Here is a 20,334-nt window from a genome sequence, read left to right on the forward strand (position 1 = left end):
GGAACCGCAGTCCTTTCACTGATGGCTGCACCTGCGACTGCGCAGATATCGCCTGCAACGGCTCAAGTGGATACACAAGCGGACACAGTGCAGGATGCGGGCCTGAGCGACATCGTCGTCACCGCCACGCGCGCGAGCACCAGTGTCCAGCGCACAGCACTGACGATCCAGGTCCTGTCATCGGAATCCCTCCTCAAATCCGGCGTGAGTGACAGCGCGGCCTTGCAGAACAGCGTGCCCGGACTGACGTTCACCAGCGGCAATGTGGGCCAGACGCTGATCTACATGCGCGGCATCGGCACGAGCATTCTGGGCCTGGGCGCCGGGGCGAGCGTCGCCACCTATGTCGATGGCATCTATCTTTCCAATCAGCAGCAGGCGCTTCAGAAGTTCGGCAATATCGAGCGCGTAGAGGTTCTCAAAGGACCGCAAGCCACCTTGTTCGGTCGCAACGCCACCGGCGGGGCCATCAACATCATCACCAGGGAACCGGGCGACACGATGCGCCTGGACGCCGACGCATCCTATGGCAATTACGACGCTGTAACCCTGCGCGCGACTGCTTCAGGACCAGTGACGGACAATCTGGGCGCGCTCTTTTCGGTACTTTATGACGATCATGATGGCTATGCCAAGAATATCACGCTCGGCAATCGGCCCAATGCCGATCACACTATAGGTATTCGGGCGACACTTCAGTTCAAGCCGTCGCCCAACATTTCGCTGACATTGCGGGGGGATTATTCCTATCGCAAATTCAGCGACTATTACAAGGAATTGAATCCTGACTCGATCTTCTCCTTCTTCAATGACGGATCGGATTTCATCGCCGATCCATGGAAGATCCGAAACAATGTCGTAAACCGCGCCACCGCCCGCGACCGCGGCGTATCCTTCACGGTGAAAAGCGACCTGGGTATCGGCGACCTGACATCGGTGACAAGCTATCGTCAGTTCAATTCCGGCCCGACCATCAGCGATCTGGACAGCAATGACGGCCCCTATTGGCCCGCGCTCAACCTGGGCTCGGTTATACTGGGCGATCTGTTGCGGTCACGGCAATTCTATCACGAAACCTATGTCGCGACGGACCGCAGCAAATCCTTCTTCATGACTGTCGGCGCCAATTATCATCGCGAAAAAGCCAAGCAATTTGTGTATCGGCCGCTGGCCTTCACGGCGACGGTCGTGGGAGCCGGAACCGGGGATCAGACCTTCGACCGCGCGCTCGACAATGAAGCCTATAGCGCCTTCGTCGATGCTGGCGCCAACCTGTCCTCCGATCTCACCATAACGGCCGGCGTCCGCTATTCGGAGGAAAAGAAGGACTATAGCCAGTTCAACTATTTCACGACAAATATTCCCCTGGGCCTTCAGATTGGCCGGCGGACCGACAAGAGCTGGTCCCCCCGTGCGGGTATCGAATATCGGCCTTCGGGCGATCTGATGATCTATGCGTCCGCGACCAGCGGCTTCAAGTCCGGCGGTTTCGCGGAAAACAACCCTCTCAACACGTTCAAGCCCGAAAAAATCTGGTCCTATGAAGCAGGCCTGAAGAGCAGCTTCCTCGACAGAAGGGGGCGGTTTAACATCGCCTTCTTCTATGCCGACTATAAGGATCTTCAAATCCAGCAACTTGTCGGTGGCGGCCTCAGCTTCGTCCGGCGCATCGTCAATGCCGACAAGGCGACCATATATGGCGTGGATTTCGAAGCCAGCATCAAGCCGGTGGATCAATTGACGCTCACCTTCGGCGGCGAATATCTGAAAACCAAGATCGGGGACGCCCTGCTATGCGCGCCGACCCTGCCATGCACCGGCGCGACGGCCCCCTATAATGCGGGGGTTCTCAATCCCAAGGGCAATGTCCTGCCCAATGCGCCCAAATGGTCGCTGATCGGCAATGTCGATTATGACATTCCGCTGGCGAGCGGCACGATCAATCTGCACAGCGATCTATCCTATCGCAGCAGGGCGCTGTTCAACTATTTCGGTCAGGCCGAACTACCCAATGGCGCGCAATTGTCGCAACCAGCCTATGTCAACCTGAACGGCCAGATCCGTTACAAGGACGATAGCGGATGGTCGATCGCCCTGTTCGGGCAGAACCTGACCGATCGGCTGGTGCGGACATGGATGGATGTCCTTTCAAACTATTCGTCACCGCCCAGCCCGCTGATCAACCGGGGAACATTGACTGGCGCCCGCTTCGCACCGCCGCGGACCTATGGCGTGCGCGTGGGCGTGTCATTCTGAATGGCTGAGCCAGGCAGGCGGGCGGCGGGTACAGACACGCCGCCCGCCTGCAAGCGGACATGCACAGGGATGTTGCGCCACCGGACCTGCAATCCTAATCTGGATACGCCATTGGACCGTGAGAAAGGGCATCTTCATCCAGCCAATGCATCCGGTTCGATCGGTGCGCTCGCGCCCTGCCGACAGCGATCACGACATGCCGGGCCTGCCGGCATGACCCTCGTGCTTATCCTTTGCGGGCAGAGAGGCGTGACGAGTTGAACATGCAGGACAGAAGCGGGGCGTCGACATATCTTATCTATCCCGGCTGGTATGCCGTAGCGCTTGCTTTCCTGATCCAGTTGATTGCGAGCGGGCCGATCTATTATGGCTTCGGCGTGTTTGGCCAGGTCTTTGAACAGGAGTTCCAGGCGACCCGCACGTCCATCAACGTGATATTGACGCTTGTTACGCTGTTCAGTGGATTTGCGGGTGTCCCGATCGGATGGCTGCTACGCCGCTTTTCCGTAAGGTCGGTGCTTCTGGTCGGTGCCGCCGGCCAGATCACCGGACTGGTGATGGTGGCGCAGGCATCGTCATTCAGCCAGGTGCTGGTCGGCTATGGCGTCGTGGCTGGCATGGCGGACGCGCTGCTCAGCGTGCAGCTCACCAACATGCTGGTCGTCCACTGGTTCGAAAAGCGACGCGGGCTGGCCATGGGCATTGCGGTTACAAGCACATCCTTTGCCAGCGTCATCTATCCGCCCTTGCTGACCGGGCTGATCGATGCCCTGGGATGGCGCGCGACATTTCTGGTCGTGGCGGCCATGCTGGCCATGCTGATGCCCATCATCGCCTGGAAAGCGGGGTTGCCGGCCCAGATACCGCCGGTCGAACGGCTGCCCCGCACCGTGCCGGCGACCGGGCATCACGCCCCCCAGCCGCGTCAACCGTCCGTCTATCGCACCGCTGATTTCTGGATCGTCACTTTTGTGGTGGGGGCAATGTTCAGCGCCAATCTGGCGATCATTTCGGCGGTCATCCCCTATGCACGATCGCAGGGATTGTCGCCTTATGCCGCGGCTTCGCTGTTGTCGTTGCAGGGGGGCGTGGCGCTGCTGGCCAAGATCGGATTCGGCATGATCGCAGACCGGGCAAGGCTGAACCATGGTCTGGCCGCTGCGGGGGCATGCGGCGCGCTGTCGATGGTCCTGTGGCTTGTCGGCGGGAATATCTTTGTCCTTGCCGCCGCAGCCGTGACTTTCGGCCTTTGCCTGGGCGGGACGCTGCCCATGTTTGGCGTCATCCTGGCGCGGCGGTTCGGGCTGAACGACTATGCGATGTTGATCGGCGCGTCGCGGACGGCCATGGCCCCCATGATGCTCGGCGCGCCGCTGGTCGTCGGGTTCCTGTTCGACAGATGGGGCAGTTGGCGTCCTACCTTCGTTGCTCTGCTGCTGTTTTTGCTGATAGCCACGATTTTGAGCCTGGTCGCGCGTTTCACGCCACCGCCAGCCAATGAAGAATGAAACCGGGCCAGCGGGGCGGAAAGCAAGCGATCAGACAGACAGCCCAGCCGCAGCGACGCCGGCCAATGCGGCCTTTTCGTCATTGTCGCTGGTATCGCCCGTGACGCCGACCGCGCCGATGAGGTTGCCATTGGCATCGCGGATCAGCACGGCGCCTGCCGCCGGCACGATTCCGGCCGGGTTAAGGCCGGCCGCCGCAGTGATGAATGTCGGGCGCTCGATCGCAATCTCTCCGATCGCGCGCGACGACATGCCCAGCGCCAGCGCACCGGACGCCTTGGCTGTCGCGATCTGCGGGCGCAGGTTCGAGGAATTATCCTCACGCGCGAAAGCCACCATATGGCCGCCGGCATCAAGCACGACCACGCTGAGCGGCTTGAGGGCCAGGGCGCGGCCTTCCTTGAGCGCGGCAGCTACGATCGTCTGCGCCTGGTCGAGAGAGATGCGGGTCATGTCTTTTACTCCTGTGGAAGATGCTTGAGCGCCGCAGGCTTTGGCCCACCTGTCGCCCAATCGAGCAATTCGACGGTGTGCACCAGCGGCGTGCCGGTAAATCGCGCGATCTGGGTAGCGCAGCCAATGTTGCCGGTGGCGATCACGTCGGCGTCCAGCCTGTCGATATTGGCGGCCTTGCGCTGGCCAAGGGTATCGGCGATCTGTGCCTGCAAGATATTATATGTGCCTGCCGATCCGCAGCATAAATGGGCTTCGGCAGGGGTCCGCACGACATAGCCGGCCTGCGTCAGGAGGCGTTTGGGGGCGTCGACCACCTTCTGCCCATGCTGAAGCGAGCAGGCCGGATGATAGGCGACGGTCAGCCCCCTGGATTGAACGGGCGGCATGTCGATGCGGGCAAGATATTCCGATATGTCCATGGCCAGCGCACTGACCCGTGCGGCCTTTTGCGCATAGGCAGGATCGTTGCGGAGCAGGAAGCCATAGTCCTTGATCGTCGTACCGCAACCGGAAGCCGTCACGATGATGCCGTCCAGACCCTGCCCTTCGATCTCCGCAGTCCAGGCATCGACATTACGCCGCGCCGCGTCATGCGCGTCATTCTCGCGCCCCATATGATGGACCAACGCGCCACAGCAGCCCTCATCCGGGGCGAAGATGACATCATGCCCACAGCGGTTGAGCAGCCGCACGGCCGCTTCGCGAAACGCAGGGCGCAGCACTGGCTCAGCGCACCCTTGCAGCAGCGCCACACGGCCCCTGGCCTGGGCGATCCGCGTGGATTGCGCTGCGGCTGGCGAGCGGACATCGTCCGGCGCCAGTTCCAGCATGGCCGCCAGCGGCCGCAAACCATTGATCCGCCGCAGCAGGGGCAGGAAAGGCTTGCCCAGCGGCGCCAGGATCAACGCCCGGCGAAAGCGTTGCGGATAAGGCAGGATCGCCGCCAGCAGGCGCCGGAAGAACCGCTCGCTGCGCGGGCGCTCATAATGGTCGTGAATATAGGCGCGGGCGTGATCGACCAGATGCATGTAGTTCACGCCGGACGGGCAGGTCGTCATGCAGGACAGGCAGGACAGGCACCGATCGACATGCTTGACCATTTCGGCCGTGGGTGCCCGCTGATTTTCGAGCATGTCCTTCATCAGGTAGATGCGACCGCGCGGGGAGTCGAGTTCGTCGCCCAGCAGCACATAGGTCGGGCAGGTCGCAGTGCAGAAACCGCAATGCACGCATTTCCGGATCACCTCTTCGGAGGCACGCATGGCCGGATCCGCGAGCGCCTCAGGCGAAAAGCTGGTCTGCATCGGCATCCTCCCTGAAACGGCCGGTCACGAAGATGTCAGCCGGGTCGAACGCCCGGCGCACCCGTTGTTCGAGGGCGGCGACGCCGGGCTGACGCGGGTGGAATGCCGGAACGCTGGCCCGCATGTCCGCTGGCGCCTCTACCAGCCTGGCGTCCCCGCCAAGCCGTGCAGCTTCGTCCCGCACCGTTTCGTCCAGTCGATCAAGAGCGATCCAGATGCGCCCCCCGCCCCAGTCCATGGCCCAGTCGATCCCCAGCGGTCGCAACGCATCGATCAGACCAGCCGCGTGCCGTGGCGGCAGATGCACGTCCCAACGGACAGATCCGCGCAGGTCCGCCCCGGTCATGGCCCGCCGCCAAAGCGGTGCGGCGACTGCATCGGGCAGCAGCCGCAAGGCGCAATGGCCGGCGAGCAAGCCCGGCAGGACGGCGCAGCGCGCCTCGACCGACGGCGCGAAGCCTGCAACCCGCAACAGCATCTCTCCGCCCGGCACATAGGCCGCAGCCGATACATCCGCATTGCTGCCCAGCGCACAGGCCATGGCCGCATAGGCAGCGGGGAGTGACAAGCCCTCCGCCACCATCGTCACCGTCTGTCGGGGGCGCGGCAAAACCTTCAGTGTCAACTCGGTCATCGCGCCAAGCCGCCCCCAGGACCCTGCCATCAGCTTGGGCAGATCATAGCCGGTGACATTCTTGACGACCTTCGCCCCCGCCACGAACATTTCGCCGCGACCGGAAATGGCCGTGAGGCCGAGCAGGTGATCGCGCGCGCTGCCCGCTGTGACACGGCGTGATCCGGCGACACCCGCAGCCACCGTGCCGCCGATCGTGGCGCCCGGTTCGCCCCATGGTTCGAAGGCCAGCATCTGCCCTTCCGCCGCGACCAGGGCCTGCACATCGGCGAGAGGCGTGCCCGCACGGACCGTCAGCACCAGTTCGGCCGGGTCATAGTCGATCACCCCGGACAAGGCGCCAAGCGACATGATCCCGGCGTCCCGCGGTGCGCCAAAGCCGGCTTTCGTCCCGCCGCCCCGCAATTCCAGTCGGGTGCCGTTCGCTGCCGCATCGGCCACGATCTGGCGCAAGTCCTGCGCATCCCTGGGCATCAGCATCAGAATCGTTCCAGTTCGGGGAAGGGCAGCGCGCCATGATGCACATGCATCCGGCCAAGCTCCGCACAGCGATGCAGCGTCGGGAAAACCTTGCCGGGATTGAGCAGCAGGTCAGGATCAAAGGCGCATTTCACCCGCTGCTGTTGTTTCAGATCCTCGTCCGCGAACATGACAGGCATCAGGTCGCGCTTCTCGATCCCCACGCCATGCTCGCCGGTCAACACGCCGCCGACCTCGACGCACAAACGCAATATGTCGTTGCCAAATTCCTCGGCACGGTCGAGTTCGCCCGGCACATTGGCATCGTAGAGGATCAGCGGGTGCAGATTGCCGTCGCCCGCGTGGAATACATTGGCGACGCCAAGGCCATATTCCTGTGACAGCGCCTCCATCCGCCGCAGCACTTCGGGCAGCCGTCGGCGCGGAATGGTGCCATCCATGCAATAATAATCGGGCGAAATGCGGCCCACCGCCGGGAACGCGGCCTTGCGACCGGCCCAGAACGCCATGCGTTCAGCCTCATCGCGCGACACGCGGGTCGTGACCGCAGCATTCTGACCAGCGATGCGCGCAATCGCATCGATCAAATGATCGCACTCCGCCGCAGGGCCATCGACCTCCACGATCAGCAGCGCGCCGACATCGAGCGGATAGCCGACCTTCACGAAGGCTTCGGCAGCGTGGATCGCCGTGCGGTCCATCATTTCCATGCCGGCCGGAATGATCCCTTCCGCGATCACCTGCGCCACGCACGCGCCTGCGCTCTCCGGGTCGGGGAAGCCGACCAGGACGGCGCGGGCCGTTTCGGGCTTGGGCAGGATGCGCACGGTGACTTCGGTGACGACGCCCAGCAGCCCTTCGGACCCGACGATCACGCCCAGCAGATCAAGGCCCCCCGGATCGAGATGCCGCCCGCCCAGGCGAACCACCTGGCCGTCCATCAGCACAAGTTCGACGCCCAGCACATTGTTGGTGGTCAGGCCATATTTCAGGCAATGCACCCCACCGGAATTTTCCGCCACATTGCCGCCGATCGAACAGGCGATCTGGCTGGAGGGGTCGGGCGCGTAGTAGAAGCCACGCCCCTCCACCGCCTGCGTGATCGCCAGATTGGTGACGCCCGGCTGCACCACCGCGACACGATCCTCATAATCGATATCGATTATCCGCTTGAACTTGCCCATTCCCAGCAGCACCGCGTCGGCCAGCGGCAACGCCCCGCCCGACAGCGATGTGCCGGACCCGCGCGGCACCACCTTCACCCCTTCGGCATGGCACCAGCGGAGCACGGCGCAGACCTGCTCCACCGTTTCTGGCAGGACAACCAGCATCGGCGGCTGCCGGTAGGCGGTCAGGCCGTCCGACTCCCATGGCCGCAGCGCGTCGGGATCATCAATGACCCCTTCGCCCGGCACGATGGCGCGCATGGCCGCGATGATGCGGTCACGCTTGGCAAGCGTCTGCGCATCGGGCGCGGGCATGGCGATGGACATGGATCGGCTCCTGGGGTCGGGACAACAAAGGATCAGGCGGCGGCCTTCACCTTCTGGCGGAAGGCGTGCAGCAACGGTTCGGTATAGCCGTTGGGCTGCTGTACCCCTTCGAATATCAGCGCCCGCGCCGCCTGAAACGCAAGGCTGGCCTCGGGGTTGGGCGCCATCGGCCGATAGAGCGGATCGGCCGCATTTTGCGCGTCGACCTTGGCCGCCATGCGCAGCAGTGCAGCGTCCACCTGCTGCGGGGTGACGATGCCGTGCAACAGCCAGTTGGCGATGTGCTGGCTGGAAATGCGCAGCGTCGCCCGGTCTTCCATCAGGCCGACATCGTTAATGTCGGGCACCTTGGAACAGCCCACGCCCTGATCGACCCAGCGCACGACATAGCCCAGGATGCCCTGCGCATTATTGTCGATCTCCTCGCGCACGTCCTCTTCAGACCAGTTGTGGCCGGTCGCGACGGGTATCGTCAGCAATGCGTCGAGCGAAGCGATGCCTTCGGCGCGGCGTTCCTCCTGTCGGGCGAACACATCGACCCGGTGGTAATGCGTCGCGTGCAGCGTGGCGGCCGTGGGCGATGGCACCCAGGCGGTGTTGGCGCCGGTCCTGGGATGACCGATCTTCTGCGCCAGCATGTCGCCCATGCGATCAGGCATGGCCCACATGCCCTTGCCGATCTGAGACTTGCCCGAAAGGCCGCAGGCCAGCCCGATCTGGACGTTGCGATCCTCATAGGCCGCGATCCAGGCACTCGCCTTCATGTCGCCCTTGCGCAGCATCGGCCCCGCCTGCATCGATGTATGCATCTCGTCACCCGTGCGGTCCAGGAAGCCGGTGTTGATGAACATGATGCGGTCCTTCACCGCATGGATGCAGGCGGCGAGATTGGCGCTGGTGCGGCGCTCCTCATCCATCACCCCGATTTTGAGCGTATGCCGCGCGAGGCCCAGCATATCTTCAACCGCATCGAACAAGTCGTTGGCAAAGGCGCATTCTTCCGGCCCGTGCATCTTGGGCTTGACGATATAGACAGAGCCGGAACGGCTGTTGCGCAGTGCGCCCTTGCCATTCAGGTCGTGCAGCGCGATCAGGCTGGTGACGATCCCGTCCAGAATGCCTTCCGGCGCTTCGCCGCCACCCGGCAGCAGCACCGCCGGACTGGTCATCAGATGACCGACATTGCGCACCAGCAGCAGCGACCGACCGGGCAGGCTGAACGTGTCGCCATCGGGCGCGGTATAGCGGCGATCGGGGTTCAGGCGACGGGTCATCATCGCCCCGCCCTTCTCGAAACTATCCTCCAGATTGCCCTGCATCAGGCCGAGCCAGTTGGCATAGGCCGTCACCTTGTCCTCTGCATCGACGGCGGCGACCGAATCCTCGAAATCGCATATCGTGGTGATCGCCGCTTCCATCAGCACATCGGCGATGCCGGCCGGATCGCCCTGACCGATCGGATGCGCGCGATCGATGACGACTTCGACATGCAGGCCGTTATGCGCGAACAGCAGATTGTCGCCCGCGCGACCGACCAGTTGCGCCGGATTCCGTAACGCCAGTTCACCGCCGGTCCAGTCGGCCCATTTGCCATTGGCGAGCGGCACGGCATCGTCGAGAAAACCCTTGGCCCAGGCGATCACTTCGCCGCCGCGTGCGCTGTCATACCCCTTGCCCAGCGGTGCGCCGGGAATGGCGTCCGTGCCATAAAGCGCATCGTACAGGCTGCCCCAGCGTGCATTGGCGGCATTGAGCAGGAAGCGCGCGTTGAGCACCGGCACGACAAGCTGCGGACCCGCCGTGACCGCCAGTTCACGATCGACATTATCGGGCGCGACATGAAATGGCGCCGGTTCCGGCACCAGATAGCCTATGCCGGTGAGGAAGGACTGATAGGCCGCCATATCAAACGGCTGCCCGGCCCGCTCCTTGTGCCAGTCATCGATCTGCGCCTGCAACGCATCGCGCCGGTCGAGCAATGCCCGATTGCGCGGGGCGAAACGGGCGAAGATATCCGCTGCGCCCTTCCAGAACGCATCGGCGGCAATGCCCGTGCCAGGCAGCGCACGATCCTCCAGAAAGGTCGCGAGTTCGGTTGCAACCTTCAATCCTGCCCTGTCGGTATAGCCCGTCATTCCATGCGCTCCTTGTTTCGTTGCAGCGGTCATATCGCCTTCACGTCACCTGCGGTAGCAGGAAAGAATGCAACACACTTTATCCTGGAGATTAAGAATGCTACGCGATCGGCTGAACGGGCCTGCGTCATGCGGAGAAGCCATGCGGGCCGGATAGGAATAACGATCATGTTCGATCCCGATTATGACATCTTCCTCGATATCGCGTCCGGCGGCAGCATTTCGGCCGCAGCCCGCAAGCGGGGCGCATCGGTGCCCGGCATATCCAAGCGTCTGGCGCGGCTGGAACAGCGGATCGGCGTCAGGCTGGCACATCGCACCACCCGCAGGCTGTCGCTGACGGATGCCGGCAAGGATCTGGCCGATACGCTGCTGGCAATCCGCGCCAGCCTGAGCGCGGTCGAAGATCGTATGGCTGGCCGCAAATCGGGGATTTCGGGGCCATTGCGGCTTTCGGCACCGACATCCTTTGGCCGGACCCGCGTGCTTCCCTGCCTGCCGGGCTTTCTTGCGGACTATCCGGAACTGGACCTGACCGTCGATCTTTCGGATCAATATGTCGACATGCTCGACGGCACATATGACATTGCGGTGCGGATCGGCGCACGCATCGGCCACGGGCTGGTCGGCCATCGCCTGGCGACCAGCAGCCGGGTCCTGTGCGCCGCCCCCCAGTATCTGGCGCGGGCGGGGGCGCCCTCCTCGCTGCACGACCTGGCCGGACACCATCTGCTCGCCGCCGAAGGGCAACTGCCGTGGGAACTGGATGGCCCCGAAGGCACTGTCAGCTATACCGGCACAAGCCATATCCGCACCAATTCCAGCGAAGTGGTCCGCGAACTCACGATCGGCGGGTGCGGCATTTCCTTGAGGTCGCTCTGGGATGTTGCCGAGGAGCTGGAGCGCGGAACGCTGGCGCGTGTCCTGCCGCAATATCGGGGGTCGCAGGCCGTGGGCATATTCGCCGTCCATGGCCACGCATCCGATCCACCCGCCAAAATATCGGCCTTCATCGACCATCTGGCCGCATGTCTCAACCATGGCGCATAGGCCGTTCACGCTGTTGCGAGCGTGAACGGCTTCGCCCTGTTTTCTACCACTTGCGACGCATCTGGTTGCCGATCAAGCGCGCCCGCATCTGGCTTTCGCGTGCTTCCGCGGTGATCCGGGGCGAAATGGCATCAAGATGGGCGGCCACATCGGCCAGTTTCATTTTCGTGACCTGCGGCGTGGGCGTGGACGAACAACGATACCACCGACCGATCAGCATCCCATAGCCACTGCCTCCAGTATCGAGCCAGTTGTGGAAGCCGGGATCCTTGTGCGCCAATATGGCGCGGAACTTCCCGTCCGAATCCACTTTGGCCGTGTGGCCATTCAGGCTGCTGTGGCGATAGGGAATATCCACCTGGTTCCAAAGGCCGTCGATTGCCTGAACATTCCAATATGTGCGCGTTTCCGGCAATTCGCTTTCGATGACAAGCGCTTCGTCCGGGCCGATATCGAACACCATCTCAAAATAGGCCTGCGGCCAATCCTGGCCATTGCCCATATCCTGGAATGTATGGATGTGCATCCTGTTGATGAAACCGCCATCATGCGTACGCTTGATCTGCGCCAGCGCCACGCGGCTGACATCACAGGCATAGGCGAATACACGACGCAGTTTCACGTCGACTTCTTCCGGGGTCAGGCGGGCCTTGGGCTCCGTCATCCTGTCGAGCCGCTCGATCGCGACGCGCACATCCTGTTCATTCCCCCAGTCATAGGAGAATTGACGCAACATGATGAAGTCTGACTGGGGATCGAGGTGCAGCCAGTCCCCCTCATATCCGTCAGGCCGTTCTGCACTGAAAATGACCGAAAACCGGCCTTCATCATCGATCGTCAGATCATTGGCATCATAGTTGCCGAAGCCCTTGCCCAATTTCAGTCCGTCGGTGCCGAACATCTTGCATCCGGTGGCAAAGCCGACGACCGGCGCATTGCCGCGCTCGCCAGTTACGCGATAGGTTGCCGTCCCGTCGACGGCGGTAACATAGTAGATCGAGTCCGGGTTGGGCTGGAGTTGGAAGCCTGAATTGAGATAGGGGATGAACTCCGGGTAGCGGGGGTCGGTCATCATCAGCAGGAAATAGGCCTGCGACAGGTTCATCGCAAGCTGGCGATAAAGATCGGCGCGCAGTTGCTCGTCCACCGGCGCCGTCGCTTCGCCCAGTATATCGCCGGCCGGCTTCAGCAACTCCAGATATTCAGCCCAGCTTTTCATTGCACATCTCCTTTTATCCCGTTTCAGGCGGGGTCCCATTCCAGGTAGAAGCCACGAACCGTATTGATGAGGCCAGCCGCCATTTTCGGCGAGGTGCCCTCTGCAATGCGGCAATCGGGCATCTTGCCGATCCATTCCTCCAGAAAAATGCGAATCTCGCGCCGGGCAAGCCGCGCACCAAGGCAGGTGTGGGGACCGCTGCCGAAATTGAGGTGTCGCCGGTGGCTGCGGCGGGGATCGAAGCGCATCGGATCGGGATTGACCCTCTCATCAAGGCCGCTGAGGGGATATATCCCCAGCACCTGATCGCCTTCACGAATGGTCGCGCCGCACAATTGTGTATCGCATTTTGCCAGACGGGCGATGTTGCTGGTGCCGAACCGCCGCGTAATCTCATCGACCGCACCTTCATGTAGGTCAGGATTTTCGCGCAATTCCCGCTGGATTTTGGGATTGCGGGCGAAATGCACCATGGCGAAGCTGGTCGTGTTCATCACTGTTTCAAGCCCGCCGGTCACGACGAGTTGCACCACATTGTGCCGCTCGGTCGGGGTGAGATCGCGCCCCATCACCTGCGCGCTCACCAGCATGCTGACGAAATCGTCTCCGGGACGCGCTTGCCGGTCACGGATCAGATCGGCGATATAGGCATGGGTTTCCGCTGCCGCGGCCTCCATCGTATCCTGGCCGGGCACGTTCCTCTTGGCCAGGTCGAGCAGATATGGGGCATCCTCTTCCGACATGCCCAGCAGGTTGAGGAATGTCACGACCGGCATGATCCCGGCAAAATCCTGCACGAAATCGCACCGCCCCTGCGGACGCAAAGTGTCGATGATATCGACCGCCGCCGCGCGGGCGCGAACACCGGCCTTGCTCAACAAGGCCGGCGTGAATGCCTGCGAGACGAGCTTGCGAAAGGGACCATGTTCGGGCGCGTCCATTTGGCTGGGGCCGGTATGTGGAATAACCCCTTTCGGCACGAAGGGTTCAAGATTGGAAAAGCGTGCCGGATCCGTGGTCAGTTGCGCCATTTCCTGATAGCGCGTGACGACCCAGTGCCCCCCGTTCTGCGGGGTCCAGAAAATATCAGGATAGTCGTCCTGGATCGTTTTCCACAGGGCGTGGATGTCGTCGGAAAAACCATTGACCAGGCCGGGAAGATTATAGGGATTGAAATCCCTGACAAGCGCGTCGGAAACATGGTCCGGTTGTGTAGCGATATTGCTATGTAAATTCACGTCCACCCCTCTCTTCCGACCATCCGCACCGGATGTGCGACAGGACTTGTCGATGTTTCTTGAGACTTGCAGACCCTAAAGCCATTAGCACAGGCGGCCCATGCGGATCGGCGCCGGCACCGCCGAAATCAGCGCTGTGATTTGCGTTGCGCCGGTCGCGATACGTGTCAGAAAAGCTGGCCGGTGCCGGAATCCAGCAACCGACCACTTTTGCCAGCCGTTTCTGTTCAGCCCTGCCCGGCGGCGGCGCGGTGAATTTCCGCCGTCGTCGGATTGCGGCGCAGGGTAAGCCCACCGCTGACATGGAAGGTTTGCCCCGTCATGAAGCATTCGTCACCGGCCGCGAACAGGGTGGCGTTGGCCACATCCTCGACGCTAGTGATACGCCCCAGCGGATATTCGCGCGCGAACGCATCGATCACGGCCTGCGGGAAGGTGCCGTTCAAAATCGGCGTGTCCGTCAAGCCGGGCGCAATGATATTGGCGCGAATGCCATATTGGCCGAACTCGTTCGCCACGGCGCGGGTCATGTGGTTCAGTCCCGCCTTGGCACCCATATAGGCGGCGTGATTTTCGAACATGATGTCGGCGACCGTGGACGATATATTGACGATTGCACCGCCACCCGCGGCTTTGAGCGCTCCGATCGCCGCCTGCATGAACCAGATGCCGCCTTTGAAGATGATGGCGAGCATCTCGTCAATTTCCGTTTCGGTCATGTCCTCGAACGGACCATATTGCGGTGTCGCGGCGGCATTGACCGCAATATCCACGCGACCGAACTTTTCCTGTGTCTGCTGGAACAGAGAGAATACCGCATCCCGGCTGGAAACGTCGGCGGGAATGGACGTAGCGCCCGATTGTGCCGCAAATGCATCCAGTCCAGCCGCCGACCGGCCGGACACGACAACAGTGGCGCCTTCCTTGATGAAGCGGTTTGCGATCGCCTGCCCCATATTGGCTTCGCGCGTCGCCCCCATGACGATCGCGATTTTTCCTGCCAGACTACCCATAATCAACTCCTTCTCCTGAATTGCGAATATGTGCTGTTACAAATTGCAAGGGCGCCCCCTCTGTTGGGGACAATCATCGCATCGCCATGTTCGAATAGCTGGCAGCGCGCCCTATCGCTGACCGTAGCGGTCGACACCATCCCATGCATGGAGGCAGGGGATGACAAGACATTTCAGATTTTTGCTGCGATCACGCCTCTCAACCCGGCAGGTGCCTCATTGCACAATATCCAACATGAACGGCGAAACCGGCCAGTGCGGCAGCCCAAGCCGGGGCCGGCCGCGATCAATCCTTCCGCGTCAGCATGATTTACAATCGTCAACTGCGCCATCTCCGCCTCTTTTCCGGCACTGATCACCTGATGATGGCATGCACCAATCCGGGATCTGGACCAGCCGTTCGCTGCGCTGAAACACAGCCCATGGAAAGTGACTACTGCATAGCGATAACGACGTGCAGTGGTTTCGTGCCGGACGCCTTGATCTGGTGACGATTTTACGGATGGGATATTGAGGCTGGTCCCGGCCTGATGGACTGGTACGGGAACGAACAGCAGAAAGCAGCGCTACAGCGCGGATTTCAAGGCAAGGGTGGCACGGGGGGCGATCCGGGGCGATTAGGAACGTTGGTGGGCCCGGCAGGACTCGAACCCGCAACCTAGCCGTTATGAGCGGCCAGCTCTAACCATTGAGCTACAGGCCCCACCCCGAAGATGGGCTTCGATTAGGCGGCGTCACGCCGCTTTGCAAGCCTGACTTCGCACTGGCACGGCGGCCAGGAACTGATCGAGCGTAGCGGCCTGCACGCCGCGTCGCGCCAAATGGTCCAGCACCTTGTCCCACCATCCGTAAAAGGCCGTCCTGTCGCGTTCATCGCGCACATAGGGTGTGTGCCCCGGCTCCAGGGTCGGCGAATGGAAGCTGAAATTCAGTACCCGCACCCCTTCCTCCAGCAAGGCGTCGATCGCGGCGACCGCTTCATGCGCCGGCACGCCTTCGGGGGTCAGCGGCACGCGGCTCAACATACGCGCGCGCGCGAGCGCTCCGGCCAGCGGCCCCATGGCCTGGGCCGCGCGATACAGGCGTTCGCCCGCTCCCCGCAACAAGCCGGCAAAGGCGGTGGACAAAGGGAGTTCGATCAAAGACCGGCCCGGTCCAGCCCAATAGGGATTGAGAGGCATGCCCTGAAAGTCCGGTCCATGCTGATGACTATAATCGAAGCGGCTGCGCACCGAACTGTCGAGCCTGAAGCCCGTCATCTCCAGCAAACGCGCGCTGTTGGGGCCGACACCGTAACGGCCGGCGCGATAGGCGATCGGGCGCCGGCCGAATCGCGTGTCGATCCGCTGGCATAGCGCCTCCAGCTTGGCGCGCTCCACTTCCTCCGGCAAAAATCCGACATAGCTGTTGGCGGCGCTCACCGTTTCGACATGGGGCGGATTGACCCAGGGATGAAGATGCGCGCCGATGTCCGCCGTCCCGTCTTCGACCCATTGACGCATCATCGCAGCCGCATGCTCATCATCGATCACCGGATAATCGGTCACATAGACCGGCTTCATGCCGGCCGCAGCAAAATAGCCATGCCCCCGCGCCATGCCCGCCAGCGCGGTCACGCCATGGCCGGTGCGGCTGAATGGCGCATCCCAGTCAAACTCTTCCTCGGTATCGACGAACAGCATGAAACGTGCGCCAAAGGCAGGGTCGAGCGTGATCCTGTCCTCGGTCAGCGGTGGACTTAGCAAATTGCCATCATGGTAGGGCGCGGTCATGCCGCATCCCTATCTCGCAATAGTTGCGATAGGGTTTCCCGAAACGTCAGGCCCGCCCCATCAAGCCTGCCCCGCGACATCCGCCAGGACATTGACCGCCGGCACCGCCAGCAGCAATCGGCCCGGTTCAATGTCGAGCCCACCGCCGCAGGTGGCGGCAAGGCCGCGGATCAGACGCAGCGAAAAGCCCAGGCCCAGCAACGGCCCGTCCGTCCAGTCGCTATCTCCGTTATAGCCTGGATCGAGCAATTGATTTTCCTCCATGCCGGTCAGGCTGGAAGGGCGATCCACCGCCAGAACGACCCGGCCCGCGCCGCTATCAGGCTGTAACCAGCAGGCGCCAGTGATCGCTTCGCCCGCCGGGGCAACCGAAATCACGGTGCGCAACAGATGCTGGACCATGCGTTCGCCCTGTACCGGGTCGACCCTGACCTGTGGCAATCCGGGCGCGATGACGATGTTGATATCGGCCTGGCCCTGATCACGAAAGCGGGTGGCGACCTGCGTTACCAGCAATGCCGGATCGATCAGTTGCGGTGCGCTCGCCCCGTCGCCGCGCGACACCCGCGCGGCCAGGTCCAGATCATCGAAAGCGGCCAGCAAATGGCGCGCGTCGATCGCGATCTTGCCCGCCATATCACGATAGGCCATGCTCGCAGGGCCGAACAATTCCTGCTCGATAATCTCGGCAAAGCCCAAAATGGCGTTCAACGGCGTGCGCAGTTCATGCACCAGTTGCCGCAGGGAATCGGCTGACAGGCCGGCGATCGCCAGCGCCGCAGGCTGCGGCTGGCTGGCGACTTCATGCAGATAGGGCCGGCGCGCCTGGCCACGATAGCCCTGGAAACGCCCGGAACGCGGATCGAAAAAGGGAGTCGCCGACAAGCGCCATTCCCCCGTCATGGCCCCGCCGACGATAGTGAAACGCCCGTTCTGGAAGGCGCTGCGGCGTGCGAAGGCGCCGGCGACATGACCGTCCGGCCCGCTGCCCCCCGGCAACGCGACATCGGCCAGCGTCAGGCCGATCAGCGCCGCACGCGGGCCTTGATCGATCCACAGGATCACGCCCGCCGCGTCGGTTTCAAATGCGAATTCGCGCGGCGCGGCGATGCCGTCGTCGTCGGACAGCGGCGCGGGGCGTTCCGGGTCGATCGGCTTGCGGGTGCTGGTGAAACGCGCAATCCGGTCGACAAGATTGCGAATCTGGCCTTCGTCCCCGACCGAGGCGCGCAGCGGCGTCACCGGCTGCGATGCCGTCGCCTCGTCCGCCTGCCCTGGCAGGACTTCCTCTGGCAGGACTTCCATGTCCGCGGTCAGCAGCATGTCGCTATCACCGACCCTGTCTTGCCTGACCGTGGTGAGCACCAGATCATGCGCGCCGAACGCCTCCAGCCCTTTCCGGGTCGCGGGGCCTATATCCCGTCGCCCCCGCAACACGCCGCGCGCCGTGGGGTTCAGATGCGGGAGCAAATCCTTCCATGTCGCGTCAGGCAACTGCGCGCGGGCAATGGCCGCCGCCGCGATTGACGGACGATCATTGGCGAAAAAGCGCACCAGGCTGGGCGAGCGCAGGCGATTGCCCAGTTCAACCACCGTAGCGATTCGCTGGGTTTCCGTCAGTCGGGGGGCAAGCGTCGCCAGCTTGCCCAGCAGGGCCTGTCGCTCGCTTTGGTCCATCACCGCCCGGTCCGGTCGATCACGCTGCGCCAGAAGATCGACGCACTGCCGCCACAACGTCACCGCGCCCAGGCCAACGCGGTCGTCCGCCGCCAGCACCGTTTGCAAGAGATCGTCAAAACGCACGAAAAATCCCCATATCGCGCTTCGGCCCATGGCTGTGCCACCGCCCATGAACGCTGCTTGTTGCATCGATAGGCGTTTGGCGAAAAAAGGGAAAGACCCCGTTCGGGCGAACTAAAGCGATCGTCGCATAGTGGGACAATTGCAATGCCCTGAAATATTATTATGATGCGACCTGCAAACAGGACAGGAAATAATCGGAATAATGGCCGGCCCCAATATCGATGACATCGACCTGCAAATTCTGGGTGAATTGCAGCAGGACGGCAGGATGACCAATGTGGAACTGGCGCGCAAAGTGGGTCTGACAGCGCCGCCATGCCTGCGCCGCGTCCGTGCGCTGGAGGAAGCCGGCGCGATTACCTCTTATCATGCGGTCGTCGATCCGGGAATGCTGGGCTATACCATCACGGTATTCGCCATGGTCAGCCTCAAAAGCCAGGCCGAAGCCGATCTCAAGGCGTTTCAGGACCATGTTGCCGGGCTGCCCGAAGTGCGTGAATGCCACATGCTGAATGGCGAAATCGACTTCATCCTGAAGGTCGTGGCCAAGGACCTGCAAAGTTTTCAGCAATTCCTTACGTCAAAACTGACGCCAGCGCCCAATGTGGTGAGCGTCAAGACGTCGCTCACCATTCGCACATCGAAGAATTTGCCAGGCGTTCCACTGCCGGTCTGATCCGCGCCGACGCCGTGCCGGGGTGGTTCAGGCCGCCTTTCGGCTCTTATGTTCGACCCACACCGACCAGAAACCGGCAATCGCCGCCCAACGACCGTCAGCCTGGGCCAGTGCCGCCTGCGCATTGGCCAGATCGCCAGATCGCGCCAGCGCCACGCCCAGACGGGCATTGGCGCGATTGGCATCGATCCCGCCCTTGGTCAGCGCTGCCCGATATTGATCGGCCGCCTGCGGGAACTGCCCCAGCGAAAAATAGCTGTCGGCCAAAGCCAGTGCGTCCTTTCCGCTGCTGGCTGCCGCCGCCTTCTTGACCTGCGCTGGCAGCGACGCGATTTCCCTGGTCGCCTTGGGCGTCACCGACTTGAGCAATTGGCTGGTCACGCTCTGGGTCGGCGTCAGCTTGCCAGCAGCGCGCCCCGCTTCGATGATGGCCTTGGTCTCGGCATAATAGCCCGACTTTTCGGCGGCCTGGGCATAAGCCTGATAGTCGCGCTCGCTCGCCATCGCGCCATTGGCGGCCTGAAGGCGATACAGATCGAGCTGCAATTGCGGTTCGACATCGGCGGCGGCCTGATAATTGACCAGCGCCGAACGCCAGTCCTCCCTGCTTTCTTGCCGGTCCAGCCGTTCGCGGTAGAGCTGTCCCACCTCGGTCCAGTCCCCCGCCTGATAGGCCATGGCAATGGCGCGGTCGATCCAGGGCAGCGGCACCACCTTGCCAGCGGCCTTCTGCGCGGCGATCGCGGCCTGGACGAATGGACGCGCCTCCTTGGGCTTGTTGCGGCGCAAGGCTATGTCGGCGCGCAACATGGTCGCATCGACACCGTCATAGCCCAGCGTCCTCGCATAATCGAGCTGGGCGATGGCGTCGTCATAATTGCCGACCATGTAGGAGAGATAGGCCGCGACGTAGCGCAGTCGCGGGGCATCGGCGCGGGGAATCGCACTGGTCTTGAACAGGTCGGTCAACGCGACCCGCTGCGCCTGCACGTCGCGGCGCTGGACCGCCAACTGGAACCGCAGGCCGGCCGTGACATAGGCTTCAAAATCGTTCGTCGGGCTGAGCGCGCCGATCCGCGCGCTGGCGCCCGCGCTGTCCCGCATCCTGAGTGCCGCTTCCGCCGCCTGCGCATTGGCGCGGAAAGCATCCGCCATGACGATGGGCGGGCCGGCGACGACCGGCTTTTTTTTCGCCGCGACGGGCGACGCCGTCATCAGCGCCATCCATGCGGCCAGCGACAATCCGCGGACCCAGATATAATCGACGCGCTGGACCTTGGCCACGCTAGTCTCCCCC

Annotated in this window: 15 protein-coding genes and 1 tRNA gene; 4 read left to right on the forward strand and 12 right to left on the reverse strand. The window is 62.6% G+C overall.

Going from position 1 to position 20,334, the window contains the following annotated elements:
• Positions 1-66: 66 nt before the first annotated feature.
• Positions 67-2,256, forward strand: coding sequence for a TonB-dependent receptor (locus tag Q4610_RS00300; RefSeq protein ID WP_304534034.1), 2,190 nt, complete (start codon positions 67-69; stop codon positions 2,254-2,256).
• Positions 2,257-2,519: 263 nt separating this feature from the next.
• Positions 2,520-3,764, forward strand: coding sequence for an MFS transporter (locus Q4610_RS00305; RefSeq protein ID WP_304534035.1), 1,245 nt, complete (start codon positions 2,520-2,522; stop codon positions 3,762-3,764).
• Between the two features lie 30 nt (positions 3,765-3,794).
• Here the strand turns inward: Q4610_RS00305 and Q4610_RS00310 are convergent, their stop codons facing one another.
• Genes Q4610_RS00310 through Q4610_RS00330 form a run of 5 tightly spaced genes read right to left on the reverse strand, consistent with a single transcriptional unit; the run spans position 3,795 to position 10,266 of the window.
• Complete coding sequence (locus tag Q4610_RS00310; protein WP_304534036.1) at positions 3,795-4,217, reverse strand: GlcG/HbpS family heme-binding protein; 423 nt, start codon at positions 4,215-4,217, stop codon at positions 3,795-3,797.
• 5 nt (positions 4,218-4,222) lie between these two features.
• On the reverse strand, positions 4,223-5,524 hold the full coding sequence (gene glcF / locus Q4610_RS00315; RefSeq protein WP_304534037.1) for a glycolate oxidase subunit GlcF: 1,302 nt from the start codon (positions 5,522-5,524) through the stop codon (positions 4,223-4,225).
• Complete coding sequence (locus Q4610_RS00320) at positions 5,502-6,638, reverse strand: FAD-binding protein (protein ID WP_304534038.1); 1,137 nt, start codon at positions 6,636-6,638, stop codon at positions 5,502-5,504. The genes glcF and Q4610_RS00320 overlap by 23 nt, the downstream gene beginning before the upstream one ends.
• Positions 6,638-8,131: an FAD-linked oxidase C-terminal domain-containing protein gene (locus tag Q4610_RS00325; protein ID WP_304534039.1), complete on the reverse strand. Its 1,494-nt coding sequence runs from the start codon at positions 8,129-8,131 to the stop codon at positions 6,638-6,640. The genes Q4610_RS00320 and Q4610_RS00325 overlap by 1 nt, the downstream gene beginning before the upstream one ends.
• A 32-nt stretch (positions 8,132-8,163) precedes the next feature.
• Positions 8,164-10,266, reverse strand: a complete 2,103-nt coding sequence (locus Q4610_RS00330; protein WP_304534040.1) for a malate synthase G — start codon at positions 10,264-10,266, stop codon at positions 8,164-8,166.
• Positions 10,267-10,434: 168 nt separating this feature from the next.
• Between Q4610_RS00330 and Q4610_RS00335 the strand changes: the two genes are divergently transcribed.
• Positions 10,435-11,316: a LysR family transcriptional regulator gene (locus Q4610_RS00335; RefSeq protein WP_304534041.1), complete on the forward strand. Its 882-nt coding sequence runs from the start codon at positions 10,435-10,437 to the stop codon at positions 11,314-11,316.
• Positions 11,317-11,359: 43 nt separating this feature from the next.
• Here the strand turns inward: Q4610_RS00335 and Q4610_RS00340 are convergent, their stop codons facing one another.
• The 6 genes from Q4610_RS00340 to Q4610_RS00365 all read right to left on the reverse strand — a co-directional run bounded on the left by Q4610_RS00340 (position 11,360) and on the right by Q4610_RS00365 (position 18,361).
• Positions 11,360-12,535: a DUF1214 domain-containing protein gene (locus Q4610_RS00340; RefSeq protein ID WP_304534042.1), complete on the reverse strand. Its 1,176-nt coding sequence runs from the start codon at positions 12,533-12,535 to the stop codon at positions 11,360-11,362.
• 23 nt (positions 12,536-12,558) lie between these two features.
• Positions 12,559-13,773 (reverse strand): cytochrome P450, encoded by a 1,215-nt coding sequence (locus Q4610_RS00345; protein WP_304534043.1) that lies wholly within the window; start codon positions 13,771-13,773, stop codon positions 12,559-12,561.
• A gap of 227 nt (positions 13,774-14,000) precedes the next feature.
• Complete coding sequence (locus Q4610_RS00350; protein ID WP_304534044.1) at positions 14,001-14,786, reverse strand: SDR family NAD(P)-dependent oxidoreductase; 786 nt, start codon at positions 14,784-14,786, stop codon at positions 14,001-14,003.
• Between the two features lie 627 nt (positions 14,787-15,413).
• Positions 15,414-15,489, reverse strand: a tRNA-Ile gene (locus Q4610_RS00355).
• A gap of 31 nt (positions 15,490-15,520) precedes the next feature.
• A complete protein-coding gene (locus tag Q4610_RS00360; protein WP_304534045.1) occupies positions 15,521-16,558 on the reverse strand; it encodes a polysaccharide deacetylase family protein in 1,038 nt (345 codons plus the stop codon).
• Positions 16,559-16,618: 60 nt separating this feature from the next.
• A complete protein-coding gene (locus tag Q4610_RS00365; RefSeq protein WP_304534046.1) occupies positions 16,619-18,361 on the reverse strand; it encodes a sensor histidine kinase in 1,743 nt (580 codons plus the stop codon).
• Positions 18,362-18,563: 202 nt separating this feature from the next.
• On the opposite strand from Q4610_RS00365, the gene Q4610_RS00370 reads away from it, so the two are divergent.
• The gene (locus Q4610_RS00370) at positions 18,564-19,037 is read left to right on the forward strand and encodes an Lrp/AsnC family transcriptional regulator (RefSeq protein WP_304534047.1); all 474 of its coding nucleotides are present in this window, start codon (positions 18,564-18,566) and stop codon (positions 19,035-19,037) included.
• A gap of 27 nt (positions 19,038-19,064) precedes the next feature.
• On the opposite strand, the gene Q4610_RS00375 is transcribed toward Q4610_RS00370, so the two are convergent.
• Positions 19,065-20,261 carry a tetratricopeptide repeat protein gene (locus tag Q4610_RS00375; protein WP_304534826.1) on the reverse strand — a complete coding sequence of 399 codons (1,197 nt, stop codon included), beginning with the start codon at positions 20,259-20,261 and terminating at the stop codon, positions 19,065-19,067.
• Between the last annotated feature and the right edge of the window lie 73 nt (positions 20,262-20,334).

The organism is Sphingobium cyanobacteriorum (genome assembly GCF_030580935.1).
In the GTDB taxonomy this organism is placed as follows: domain Bacteria; phylum Pseudomonadota; class Alphaproteobacteria; order Sphingomonadales; family Sphingomonadaceae; genus Sphingobium; species Sphingobium cyanobacteriorum.